This window comes from Metabacillus bambusae, from assembly GCF_017497975.1.
In the GTDB taxonomy this organism is placed as follows: domain Bacteria; phylum Bacillota; class Bacilli; order Bacillales; family Bacillaceae; genus Metabacillus; species Metabacillus bambusae.
On sequence record NZ_JAGDEL010000012.1, the window covers coordinates 97,903 to 110,238 of the forward strand.

The following is a 12,336-nucleotide window of genomic DNA, read 5'->3' on the forward strand; positions in this document are numbered from 1 at the left end:
AACAAAGTTTGCGAAAACAGCCATAATAAACAATTCTTTTATCTGTTACCTACTATAATTACTTGTAAGACCGTAGTAGGGGTTTTACTGTGAGTTAATGTGGGATAGAATAAATAAATAATGAATAGAATGGTCTGTACATTAAGAAATCTGGGGGCAATTTTATGAAACATCATACACATTTTTTTATTGCAGTTCCAATAGAGATCGGTCTTAGAAAAGCTATACAAAACTGGCTAGCTAGTAATAAGGAAAACCTTCCTTTTCAATCTTGGGTTCATCAAGAAGATTATCATATTACTTTAGCTTTTTTAGGTCACGTTGATACAGATGATCAGTTAAAACGGTTATCCGAACTTGTGAGAGACAAAGTAGCTAATCTATCACCATTTACCCTTTCTGTAAAAGGGCTTGATGTTTTCGGTAAAAAAGATGCACCAAGAATATTTTGGGCTGGAATAGAAGACTCTACATCTCTTCATTATTTGCAGAAACAAGTTTTTCATGCCTGTAAAGAAATTGGTTTTAATCTTGATTCAAAGCCGTTCCGTCCTCATATCACACTTGCAAGACGCTGGAAATCAGACAAACCTTTTGTTAAACCTGAAGTGTTTCGTGAAGCAATTCATAATGAGCACCAAACCTTTTTAGCAAAGAAGATTCATTTGTATCAGACCCATCTTGATCGAGTTCCAAAGTATGAAGCAATTGATGTTTTTCATTTACACGGTGATGAATGATGAAATATGTATTAACCATACTGCAAATAGTTTGTTTATTGACGATATATCTTATAGGAGTGCTTATTCAAAAGGTTAGTAACTTATCAGTTCCTGGAAGTATTATTGGTATGATCTTATTGTTTGGAGCACTTCATTTTCGATTTATAAAGAGAGAGTGGCTATCACTGGGAAGCTCCTTCCTTTTAAAATATTTACCAATGTTATTTATACCTGCTACAGTAGGAGTCATTGACTATCTTGATTTATTTATGGGAAGTGGACTAATTACGATTGGGATCGTATTAGTTAGCACAATCATTGTGATGGTAACCTCTGCTCGAATAAGTGATGTTTTGTTAACAAGAGGTGAGGATGCTAGTAAGGATAAGGGGATTCACTTATGAGTCTGTTTTTTTCAACCTTATTTATCGGCATAACAATTGTTATTTATTTACTTATGGCGCAATTTTATAATCGTTTCACCCATCCCTTACTCGTACCGATCTTCACATCTAGCCTACTAGTTGTTGGATTATTACTAGTGACAAATACTTCATATATCACCTATATGAGTGGCGCAAAATGGATAGATGAGTTATTAGGGCCAGCTGTAGTTGCATTAGCTATTCCACTATATGATCATCGAGATATAGTAAAAAGGAATGCACCAACTATTTTCTTTAGTGTTATTGTAGGGGCGATTGTTGGGATGGTAAGTGGAATCATCTTAGGAATGATGAGTCAGATTAATAAAGAGCTTATTTTTTCAATAGCTCCAAAATCAGTTACCACACCAATTGCAATGGAAATAAGTGAGATTGTTGGTGGAGCACCTGCACTTGCAGCAGTTTACGTAATGGTTGCTGGGATTTCTGGTGCAATGTTCGGACCGTATTTGATGAGGGTATGTAACATTAAGCACTCCATCTCAAGAGGAATTGGCTTTGGTACAGCATCGCACGGAATTGGAACTGCGAGGGCGCTAGAAATTGGAGATGTTGAAGGTGCACTTAGTTCAATTTCTATGACATTAAGCGCTGTATTTACTAGCTTCCTATGTCCAATTATTTTGTCAATTTTCCTATGAAACGAATGTTGCAAAGCGCGACCATCACATGGTTAGAGTTTATTTATTAGCCTAGCATTGAGTGGAGCTAGTAAACTGAATTGTCTATTATACAAACAAACATAATCGGTTTTTTATGAATTCGTAAAATAAAAATGTGGGTGCAAATTTCATCCTGCAACCATAACAAACAATGAGGAGTCGATAAACGGTTGGCACAATTAATTAAACTTTATGATTATATTTCACGCTATGAGCTCAATGCTTACCGTTATTCAAGTCAATTTATCCGATTAAAAAAACAACAATGGGATAAGGTATCACGGGCATGGGAAAGTGATACGTTCTATTCGGTAATGAAAGTGAGTGAATCTCCTGCCCTGCAGCATGAAGATGAAACAGAAAAGCGGTCCATTTTTAAAAAAATTAAAAATAGATTTTCCAAGGAAGAACTTGAATCACCGGTTATAAAACCTCTAATAAATGACGCAATACTTGCTGATGAAGATTTGCAATTTCAATTTACAACGATACCTAAAACAATTGACGATCTTAAGCACTTATTTTTAGATTATATTTTTCGTTTTCAAGTTCGCTGGGCAAGCTCAACTCTTCGTGAAATATCATCGGTTGAAAAATCAGTATATAGAGACCGGGTATTAAAGTATTTTGTTCAACGAATTCCTGATCAATACTTATTACTTTATAGACCAGTTTTTCAGTTGAAAAATGCTCCAGTTGAACTTGATTTAATCATGATAGGGACAACAGAAGTCTATTGTATAACACTTGTTGAACAGTTAGATGAAACAGTTTTTACAGGTTCGAAGGAAAAATTCTGGGTTGCAAGAAAAGGTAATCACGAAAAAAAAATGCTGAGTCCATTATTAAGTCTCAATCGTACAGGTACGGTTGTCGAAAAACTAATATCAGCACAGCAAGTTGACATTCCAGTTAAGAAACTAATGATAAGCCGTAACGGTTATATAGATTACCCTTTTGCTCCTTATGATATAACAATTTTAGATAAACGAACATATGACGAGTGGTTTCAGCGATTAAGGAAATCATCTGCGCCTTTAAAGCATACCCAGTTAAAAGCAGCGCAAGTATTGCTATCTCATTGCCTGACAAATTCCTATTACCGAAAAGAATGGGATGAAGAATCCTCAAATGATTAATTGCAATATAGGGACAAGACCTTTGGAGTCAGTCCCTTTTTAGGATGGGAATATAGTGAATTTAGCTCTTGCAGTTTTTAGTGAACACAATAAATACACGTACATAAACTAGTATAGATAATGGAGCATTAAATGTATGAATGGATTATTTTTTATCATAAACCCTTCAGCAGGTCATGGTAAAGCAATGAAAGTATGGAAAAAAGTAAAAAGAGAGCTTGAGAGAAAGAAAGTTTTATATCGTTCGTTCTATACGGAATATCCTGGTCATGCAGAAATTCTTGCGAGACAAGTGGCAACGATACAGAATTATCATTTAAAAACCATAGTTGGTGTAGGTGGAGATGGAACAATACATGAAATTGTGAATGGACTAAGTTCTTTTCAGCAAATACAAATAGGTTTTTTAAGTGCTGGAAGTGGGAATGACTTTGCAAGAGGGTTTAAATTACCAACACATCCAGTTAAGGCAATAAGACTAATCATACAAAGGATTAATAAACCGATAACTCAATATGACCTTGGGGAGTATCGACTAGGTGGAAAGAAGAGTGGGCAATATTTTATTAATCATTTAGGAATCGGATTACAAGCTGATGTTCAAAAGGAAGTAGAAAATATTCCGATTAAAAAGCTATTGGCCATGCTTAAAATGGAGTATGTGACGTTTATCATTGCCTTTTTTAAGGTATTATTAGAATATCAACCTTCTTCATTAGAAGTTTGCGTTAATGGAGAGTCCACTACGTATAATAATGTATGGTTCATTACGATATCGAATGGACCTAACTATCAAGGGAAATTTAAAGTTACTTCTAATGCGAACGCTTCGAATGGGGATCTAAATGTTACAATTGTTCACAGTATCAATCGATTTCAGCTTTTTATGGTGATTTTTTTAAATATGGATGGAAAATATTTGAAAGAAGTAATAAATACAATTGCTTGTGAATCCATATCAATTACTTCTAATAAACCTTCACTAATCCATGCAGATGGAGAAATTGTCGGAGAGACTCCAGTTTCAATTAGTATAAGAAAATCTCGTGTTGCCCTTATTAAATAAAATCATTTCAAATGAAATAAAAAGACTTCCAAATGGGGGTGGCTAGATTGCTAAAAATAAATCGAAAATATGAAGCTTTTTTAGATCAGATTAATGAAATCGCTATTCTAGTTCCAAAAGATTTGGATAAAGAGGATAAAGCGTTTTATATAAAAAGTGATCACGGAAACGAACTGCTTACTATAAAACAAAAAGTGAACATTGAGTCACATGTGAAATATGTTTGTCAGTTCACAAGTGCCCTACAATTCGATCAAACCTATATGATTATTGATGAACGTGGAATTGAAACAGATTTGCAAATAGGCTCAGTCATTCGCTCAGATGAATTTGATCGTCGATTTGCTTATGAGGGAAATGATCTTGGTGCCATTTATCATAAGGATAAAACGGTTTGTAAAGTGTGGGCACCCACAGCTACTATGGTGAAAGTAAGACTATACCATCAAAATAAAACTGAACTCGGCACGTATAATATGGTTAGATGTGAGAAAGGAACTTGGTCAATTGTTTTGGAAGGTGACTTTGAGGGATACTTCTACACCTATCTTGCATGTGTAAATTTAGTGTGGCGTGAAGCAGTAGACCCATATGCAACAGCAGTTTCAATAAATGGTGAATATGGTGTAATTGTTGATAAAGAAAAAATGTCTGTACCTACTGTTGAGCTCCCTTTATTTAAACATAAAACAGATGCAATTATTTATGAAGCGCACATCCGTGATTTTTCTATACATGAGGATAGCGGTATGATTCATAAAGGTCAATACAATGCTTGGTTAGAGAAGGATACGAAAAATAAGCAAGGTGATTCAACAGGTATCTCCTATATGTCAGAGCTTGGTGTAACACATGTTGAACTTTTACCTGTAAATGATTTTGAAGAGGTGGATGAATACAATCCACTTGCTTCCTATAATTGGGGCTATAATCCTCTTCACTTTTTTGCTCCTGAAGGAAGCTATTCAATGGAACCCACAAATCCTTATAAACGAATATTTGAATTAAAGCATGTTGTACAATCACTTCACCAACAAGGCTTAAGGGTTATACTAGATGTTGTTTATAATCATGTATATTCAAAAGAGGATTCATCCTTTGAAAAGCTAGTACCAGGTTATTATTTTAGATATGATGGAAATGGGATTCCATCAAATGGAACTGGTGTTGGAAATGATCTTGCCTCAGAACGTTACATGGTGAGTAAATTTATTATTGATTGTGCGTGCTACTGGATGAATGAATTTGATATTGATGGCTTCCGCTTTGACTTAATGGGGATTCTAGATGTAGATACCATGCACGAATTACAAAGCAAAATTTATGGTTTGAAGCCAGATGCGATTTTGTTAGGTGAGGGGTGGAATTTAGATACACCTTTACCATTTGAAAAGAAAGCGATCATTCCAAATGCTAATAAAATTCCAACAATTAGCTTCTTTAATGATCATTTTCGCGATGTTATTAAAGGAAGTACTTTTAGCGTACATGATCGTGGATTTGTGTATGCTAATTTAGAAAAAAATGAACAGATGAAACAGCTTATTAGTGGTTCACCAAATATGTTTAGAGAACCACATCAATCCATTAATTATGTTGAATCACACGATAATCATACAATGTTGGATCGTTTTCTTTCCTTTTCTCCAACTGAGATGGAGGAGAGCAGACTGGCTAGACATCGTTTAGCAACAAGCATTGTGATTCTATCGCAAGGTGTTCCGTTCCTTCATGCTGGTCAAGAGTTTTTCCGTACCAAAAATAGTGTTGAAAATAGCTATAACTCTCCCGATGAAATAAACTGGATAAACTGGAGTAATCGATCGAACTACAAAGAAAATGTTGAATATGTAAAAGGGTTAATAAAATTAAGAAAGCTTCATGCAGCATTTCGTTTCCCATCTTCACTTCAGATAAACAAACATCTTGTTTTTAAAGAGGAACTCCCACAGCTGCTTACCTATCAATTACAAGAAGTGGGGCATTTAGGCCCTTGGGGAACAATTATTGTTGTTCATAATAACCATCTCTATCAAACATTTACGCTTTCTTTAACAAAGGGAGATTGGCAAATTGTCGTGGATCCTGAAAAAATCTCTTTGGATGAGCCAATAAGAATAAAAAATGAGGCGAAAATCAGTGAAATAGGAACGTATGTTTTCTGTAAAAACTAGGTTTTTCAGTTTTCCTTGACTAGTCTTATCATAAGGAGATAAAATTTAATAGGATGGCTATTGTGCAATTATTCTATAATCACCAATAGCTATCCTTTTTATTTCAAAATGAAGATTATTGAAGACGAAGTAAATAATACATCTAGATTTGGTCTTTAGCTCAAGCGAACTATTCTTAGAATATGATTTCTAGTAGGAAGAGTACGAAATAACATCGAGCTTGCGCTTTTCTAAATACTTTTATGAAATGTTGGGTTGAAATTGAAGGTGAACTGGTTGGAACAAGTATTAGGTAGTGAGTGGAAAATTACTCCCGCTGGAGGAGCAACAGGTGATGCTTATTTTGCAAAACGTGATGGACAGGAGCTTTTTTTAAAGCGCAATAGTTCACCATTTTTAGCTGTGCTTTCTGCAGAAGGAATCGTTCCAAAGCTAGTTTGGACAAAGAGAATGGAGAATGGTGATGTAATCACTGCTCAACATCGGTTGATAGGTCGTGAGTTAAAACCAATCGACATGAATGGTTCAAATGTTGCTGAGCTCTTGCAAAAAATTCATCACTCTAAAGAACTATTAGATATGTTAAAACGATTAGGAAAGCAACCGCTCACTCCTAACTCCATAATTGAAGATATACAGCAAGCAGTTGCTTTTGAAAAATTAGAGCAACCAGAAATAATTCAGGCAATTGAATTGCTAGTTCGTCAACTTCCAGATGTTCAATGTGACGAACAAGTTGTTTGTCATTGTGATGTCAATCATAATAATTGGCTTTTATCAGAAACCGATCAGTTATATTTAATTGACTGGGATGGGGCAATGATTGCAGATCCTGCTATTGATATTGGAATTCTTTTATATTGGTACATAGATGAAGCAGACTGGAAAGAGTGGCTTGCATCATATGGCTTGGAGCTTAATGAGCGTTTGAAAACAAGAATCTACTGGTATGTGCTACTACAGGCGTTAACTTCGTTTTTATGGTACCATGCAAAAGATAATGAAAAAGAAAAGCAGAACTGGATAGATCACATTAGAATGATACGAATCAAAATGAACGGAAATTAAGAAAAGGTGTCAATATCTTGAATCCATTGTGATAATTGATCCTGATGCGACTCAATATGTTGATCGAGAGAAGTTGAATTCTTTCCAGATTGGCTGTAGAAATAAATGTCCTCGAGTACACCTTTTGCATTTTGGCCTGTGCTTGAGTTAGCCATTAATGATTTAATTACTCTTTCAAGCTGTTCACACTCTGCTACTGTTCCACAGCATTCACTTTGATGTTCTGATAAGATATCTTTTAGTAAACTTACCTGATCGTGATATTGGATTGGCAAATTAAACACATCCTTTCATTGAGTGAAACTTCCTTTAGTGGTTTTTTACATCCCCCACTGTTGGTTAACAAGATAGGTAGTTATCCCTCACCTATTTCTTTGCTTCTCTTGAATCTCGCGCTATGAGGTTTTACTTCCCGTAAAGATTGGGATAAATCATATAAATATAACTTGTCATTAATAAAGCGGAATTATACGAAAGTAAATACATAGAGTAGTCAATAAACATAAAAAGACTGACAAGAGTAAAAGTCAGTCTTTTTGTGAGGATGAAAGTTAGAAATTTTTGACTATCTAACCATCTAGCTTTTTCTAATAAGTATTGCATGCATGCTTATTTCATGTTATCTTTTAGAGCGAAATTAATTCAATTGAGGTGTCTTCATGCGTGTACGTCATAAACCTTGGGCAAGTGATTTTATTGCCGAGCATTCACAATATGCAATCGCAAATCCTGAACAATATAAAGGAAAATGGAACGAAGTATTTGGAAATAATAATCCAATTCATATAGAAGTGGGTACAGGTAAGGGGCAATTTCTAACAGGAATGTCTGTGCAAAATCCTGATATTAATTATATTGGTATCGAGCTTTTTGATAGTGTTATTGTTACAGCTCTTCAAAAGGTTGTGGATTTAGAACTACCTAATATGAAGTTACTAAACGTTAATGCAAAAGATTTGGCAGAGTACTTTGATGAAAATGAAATCGATCGAGTGTATTTAAACTTTTCAGATCCTTGGCCGAAACCGCGTCATAGTAAAAGACGCCTTACGTTTAAAAGCTTTTTAGCCCTATATGAGAAAATCCTTGTAAAGGGTGGAGAAATCCATTTTAAAACAGATAATCAAGGTCTATTTGAATTTTCATTAATAAGCTTTTCAGAATATGGCTTACAGCTCAAATTTTTAAGTCTTGACCTTCATAATAGTGATTTCGAAGGAAATATTATGACAGAATACGAAGAAAAATTTTCTGAAAAAGGTCAGCGTATATATCGCGTTGAAGCTAAATATATGAATGAAATAAAATAAATGTAAAAAGGAAATGATGCAAATGTCATTTCCTTTTTTTTTTGAATCCTTCTCTATTGTCATAACAGATTACTCGTATGTTAAGATAATATTAGGGGAGGGAAAGAAATGGAAACACTTCAAATAGGTCAAACTAAGATAACTTGGTTAAATGGTGGGGTCACATATCTTGACGGAGGAGCAATGTTTGGCGTTGTTCCAAGACCGCTTTGGTCGAAAAAATATCCTGTTAACGAATTAAATCAAATTGAGTTACGAACAGATCCATTGCTTATTCAAAAAAAATGGCGAGAACATTCTCTTAGAAACAGGTATAGGATCTGGTAAGCTAAATGAAAAACAACTAAGAAATTATGGTGTCAAAGAAGAATCAGCAGTTGAGCAATCATTGCGAGAGCTCGGGCTTACACCTGAAGATATTCATATTGTTTTAATGACACATATGCATTTTGATCATGCTTGTGGGTTAACAAAATGGAAAAATAACCAGTTAACCACTGTTTTTCCTAACGCGAAAATTATTACTACTCTAATTGAGTGGGAAGAAATGCAACAACCTAATATTCGCTCGCGAAATACATATTGGAAAGAAAATTGGGAAGCAATTAAGGAACAAGTCTCAACATTCGAAACATCAATTACAATTACTGATGGTCTAGAAATGTACCATACAGGAGGCCATAGTAAAGGGCACAGTGTAGTGATTTTACAAGATGGTGGAGAAACGGTTGTTCATATGGCAGATTTAATGCCTACACATGCACATAAGAATCCATTATGGGTATTAGCTTATGATGATTATCCAATGACCTCGATTGAGAATAAGCAGAAATGGCTAAAGTTTGGCGAGTCACATAACGCATGGTTTACTTTCTATCATGATGCATACTACCGAGGAATAAAATGGAATGATCAAGGTGATATTGTAGAAAAGATTGAACGAAAAAGAAATTAATTATTGGTATATATAGTAGGGAGGGGCACAAGGTAGATGGGGGCCCCTAATACTTTATGCAATTTGTTCTACATGGACAATCGTACCTGTTTTAGCATCTACAAACGCTTCATATTGCTCGAGATGATCATTGACAGTACGAGAAACACCAGTTTTGAAAACTTCATAAGTTACATGGCCATTTGAAAAGGTTTCAGGGACGGAATAAATCCACGAACCATCGATAGGACCTTTTTCCTTAAAAGCTTTTTTTACAAGTTCTAATGCTTTATCGGACGATATTGACTTTAATATTATTTGGTCTTTTAGAAGGTATGTCGTTGCAATTCCAATTCCTAAGCCAAGTAAAAAATATTTACCTTTCATATTCGTCACCCCTAATTCGTGTATTTCATTACGCTTGAACCTTTTTAGTATATATAATTACGATTTTAGATTATGGCACTGTTAAACTTGGTTGTTAATTTGCGCTGCAGGCGTTCGTTTTCCGCGGGCGGTCCGGGAGCCTCCTCGGTGCTTTGCACCTGCGAGGTCTCTCTTGGACTCGCACTCCCGCAGGAGTCTCACGTATACGTTCCAATCAACAATGTGCTAAAATCTACAGTTAGCTTTAACAGAGCCTAGTTTATAAAAATCATTATAGCATGTTAATTAGCATTATTAAGTGAAGTTATTTCAATACATATTACGTAACAATAAGAAAAAGACGCAATCTGCGCTGAAATGAGGGTATAGAATGAAAAAAGAAACCTTACAATTATTTAAGACATTAACAGAACTTCCAGGTGCATCTGGAAATGAGCATCAAGTAAGAGCATTTATGAAAAATGAGCTTGAGCCATTGTCTGATGAAATAGTTCAAGATAAATTAGGTAGTATTTTCGGTGTTAGACATGGAAAGCCAGATGAACCAACAATTATGGTTGCAGGGCATATGGATGAAGTTGGTTTTATGGTTACTGCGATTACGGATAATGGGATGCTCCGTTTTCAGCCGCTTGGTGGCTGGTGGAGTCAAGTGCTGCTTGCACAAAGAGTAGAAATTATTACAGACAATGGGCCAATCATTGGTGTAATTGGTTCAATTCCACCACATTTATTAAATGAATCACAACGATCAAAGCCAATGGAAATAAGTAATATGTTAATTGATATCGGTGCAGACAGCAAGGATGATGCAAAACAAATTGGGATCAAGCCTGGTCAACAAATTGTTCCGATCTGTCCGTTCACACCAATGGCGAATCCGAAGAAAATTCTTGCAAAGGCATGGGATAACCGCTACGGATGTGGACTTGCAATTGAATTACTAAAGGAACTAAAAGATGAAACACTTCCACACACACTTTATTCTGGAGCGACTGTTCAAGAGGAAGTAGGCCTACGTGGAGCCCAGACAGCAGCTACAATGATTAATCCTGATCTTTTCTTTGCATTAGATGCTGGTCCTGCAAATGATATGAGTGGAGATAAGAAAGTGTTCGGACAACTTGGTAAGGGAGCTGTTTTAAGAATTTATGACCGTTCCATGGTTACACATCGTGGTATGAGAGAGTTTATTCTTGATATGGCAGAAACACATGATATCCCATATCAATATTTCGTATCTCAAGGTGGCACAGATGCAGGGCGTGTCCATGTTTCAAATCAAGGTGTACCATCAGCTGTAATTGGAGTATGCTCACGCTATATTCATACATCTGGATCGATCATGCATGTAGATGATTATGCAGCTGCAAAGGAACTTCTTGTGCGTCTCGTTAAGTCCTGTGATGCTACAACAGTTCAAACCATTAAAAGTAATTCGTAAATAGAGTAAGGAGAATGAACGTGATTATCGCAATTGGAACGAAGAATCCAACAAAAGTTAATGCAGTTAAAGCTGCTTTTTCCTCACTTTTACCAGGAGAATTTATCTCAATAAATGTACCTTCTAATGTTTCAGCACAGCCTTTGACAGACAATGAGACAATGACTGGGGCAATAAATCGTGCAAAGAATGCACTTAAAGAAGCGGATGGTCAAATTGGTGTTGGATTAGAGGGCGGCGTTGTAAAATCAGAGCTTGGCTATTTTTTATGTAACTGGGGAGCGATTGTTGACGAGCATATGCAACCAATCGTAGCTGGTGGATCGAGGATTGTTATTCCTGAAGAAGTAGGAGCACAGGTTTTTAGTGGATTGGAATTAGGAGATGTTATGGATCACTATGTCGAAAAACATAATGTTCGCCAAAATGAAGGGGCAATTGGAATTTTTACAAATGGTTGTGTCAATAGAACGGAAATGTTTACACAGCTAGCAAAACTTTTAGTTGGTCAATACTTATATAAAACCTCTAAGGCTTACTAAAGCCAACAAAAATAAAAAGCGACCCTTTAGTCGCTTTTTATCGTCTAGGAAATTATAAAATTCTTGTACTGTGGATAAGCGCTTGGCATCCAGCTCCAGCGCCTAGCCCCTCGAGGTCATAAGCCACTTAAGAATTGAAGGTAAAGAACACCTTCTATTCTTAAGCGTCTTATTTGCCCGAGGCTGATCAAGGCGCTTGCGCTTTTGTTCTTTTTCCACTAAATTTGAAAGGACATCAATAGCTTGTTGGATATTTTAAAACCGTAACATTAGCTTTATTTGACAGTTCTATCCCGCCAATTAGTATGTATTTCTCCAGCTAAGTAAATAATGAATTCCATAATATCCCTTAATATCAGTATTCTTCAATTTCAACATATTTTTCACTCGGTAAAATGTGTAAAAAAACTACTTTTACTTGTCAATTGAAAAAAATTAGGGG

General features: G+C 35.6%; 12 protein-coding genes and 1 pseudogene. 11 read left to right on the forward strand and 2 right to left on the reverse strand.

Translation table 11 applies throughout. The features are described from left to right. The first annotated feature begins 164 nt into the window (after window positions 1-164). The 7 genes from thpR to I7822_RS16215 all read left to right on the forward strand — a co-directional run bounded on the left by thpR (window position 165) and on the right by I7822_RS16215 (window position 7,277). A complete protein-coding gene (gene thpR / locus I7822_RS16185; RefSeq protein WP_207980064.1) occupies window positions 165-740 on the forward strand; it encodes an RNA 2',3'-cyclic phosphodiesterase in 576 nt (191 codons plus the stop codon). Continuing rightward, window positions 737-1,126, forward strand: a complete 390-nt coding sequence (locus I7822_RS16190) for a CidA/LrgA family protein (protein WP_243459500.1) — start codon at window positions 737-739, stop codon at window positions 1,124-1,126. The genes thpR and I7822_RS16190 overlap by 4 nt, the downstream gene beginning before the upstream one ends. Continuing rightward, window positions 1,123-1,809: an LrgB family protein gene (locus tag I7822_RS16195; protein ID WP_207980066.1), complete on the forward strand. Its 687-nt coding sequence runs from the start codon at window positions 1,123-1,125 to the stop codon at window positions 1,807-1,809. Before I7822_RS16190 ends, I7822_RS16195 begins: the two co-directional genes overlap by 4 nt. A 191-nt stretch (window positions 1,810-2,000) precedes the next feature. After that, complete coding sequence (locus I7822_RS16200; RefSeq protein WP_207980068.1) at window positions 2,001-2,969, forward strand: NERD domain-containing protein; 969 nt, start codon at window positions 2,001-2,003, stop codon at window positions 2,967-2,969. Window positions 2,970-3,105: 136 nt separating this feature from the next. After that, window positions 3,106-4,035, forward strand: coding sequence for a diacylglycerol/lipid kinase family protein (locus tag I7822_RS16205; RefSeq protein ID WP_207980070.1), 930 nt, complete (start codon window positions 3,106-3,108; stop codon window positions 4,033-4,035). A gap of 38 nt (window positions 4,036-4,073) precedes the next feature. Continuing rightward, on the forward strand, window positions 4,074-6,209 hold the full coding sequence (gene pulA, locus I7822_RS16210; RefSeq protein ID WP_443673941.1) for a type I pullulanase: 2,136 nt from the start codon (window positions 4,074-4,076) through the stop codon (window positions 6,207-6,209). A 267-nt stretch (window positions 6,210-6,476) separates the two neighbouring features. Continuing rightward, window positions 6,477-7,277 carry a phosphotransferase family protein gene (locus I7822_RS16215; RefSeq protein ID WP_207980074.1) on the forward strand — a complete coding sequence of 267 codons (801 nt, stop codon included), beginning with the start codon at window positions 6,477-6,479 and terminating at the stop codon, window positions 7,275-7,277. Here I7822_RS16215 and I7822_RS16220 read toward each other — a convergent pair. Further along, the gene (locus tag I7822_RS16220) at window positions 7,274-7,552 is read right to left on the reverse strand and encodes a YtzH-like family protein (RefSeq protein WP_207980076.1); all 279 of its coding nucleotides are present in this window, start codon (window positions 7,550-7,552) and stop codon (window positions 7,274-7,276) included. The genes I7822_RS16215 and I7822_RS16220 overlap by 4 nt on opposite strands. A gap of 384 nt (window positions 7,553-7,936) precedes the next feature. On the opposite strand from I7822_RS16220, the gene trmB reads away from it, so the two are divergent. Together trmB and I7822_RS16230 are read left to right on the forward strand one after the other, a co-directional pair. After that, window positions 7,937-8,587 (forward strand): tRNA (guanosine(46)-N7)-methyltransferase TrmB, encoded by a 651-nt coding sequence (trmB, locus tag I7822_RS16225; RefSeq protein ID WP_207980078.1) that lies wholly within the window; start codon window positions 7,937-7,939, stop codon window positions 8,585-8,587. 108 nt (window positions 8,588-8,695) lie between these two features. Then, window positions 8,696-9,542 (forward strand): annotated as a pseudogene (locus tag I7822_RS16230) (YtnP family quorum-quenching lactonase). A 54-nt stretch (window positions 9,543-9,596) separates the two neighbouring features. On the opposite strand, the gene I7822_RS16235 reads toward I7822_RS16230, so the two are convergent. Continuing rightward, complete coding sequence (locus I7822_RS16235; protein ID WP_207980080.1) at window positions 9,597-9,908, reverse strand: PepSY domain-containing protein; 312 nt, start codon at window positions 9,906-9,908, stop codon at window positions 9,597-9,599. 370 nt (window positions 9,909-10,278) lie between these two features. Between I7822_RS16235 and I7822_RS16240 the strand changes: the two genes are divergently transcribed. Then, window positions 10,279-11,352: a M42 family metallopeptidase gene (locus I7822_RS16240; protein ID WP_207980082.1), complete on the forward strand. Its 1,074-nt coding sequence runs from the start codon at window positions 10,279-10,281 to the stop codon at window positions 11,350-11,352. A gap of 20 nt (window positions 11,353-11,372) precedes the next feature. Beyond that, window positions 11,373-11,894 (forward strand): DUF84 family protein, encoded by a 522-nt coding sequence (locus tag I7822_RS16245; RefSeq protein ID WP_372442167.1) that lies wholly within the window; start codon window positions 11,373-11,375, stop codon window positions 11,892-11,894. The last annotated feature ends 442 nt before the right edge of the window (window positions 11,895-12,336 follow it).

Excerpts from the sequence above, each read along its gene's own strand:
- I7822_RS16190 (WP_243459500.1), top strand. The coding sequence starts at position 737 with ATGATGAAATATGTATTAACCATACTGCAAATAGTTTGTTTATTGACG.
- trmB (WP_207980078.1), top strand. The coding sequence starts at position 7,937 with ATGCGTGTACGTCATAAACCTTGGGCAAGTGATTTTATTGCCGAGCAT.
- I7822_RS16235 (WP_207980080.1), bottom strand. The coding sequence starts at position 9,908 with ATGAAAGGTAAATATTTTTTACTTGGCTTAGGAATTGGAATTGCAACG.
- thpR (WP_207980064.1), top strand. The coding sequence starts at position 165 with ATGAAACATCATACACATTTTTTTATTGCAGTTCCAATAGAGATCGGT.
- I7822_RS16240 (WP_207980082.1), top strand. The coding sequence starts at position 10,279 with ATGAAAAAAGAAACCTTACAATTATTTAAGACATTAACAGAACTTCCA.
- I7822_RS16205 (WP_207980070.1), top strand. The coding sequence starts at position 3,106 with ATGAATGGATTATTTTTTATCATAAACCCTTCAGCAGGTCATGGTAAA.
- I7822_RS16195 (WP_207980066.1), top strand. The coding sequence starts at position 1,123 with ATGAGTCTGTTTTTTTCAACCTTATTTATCGGCATAACAATTGTTATT.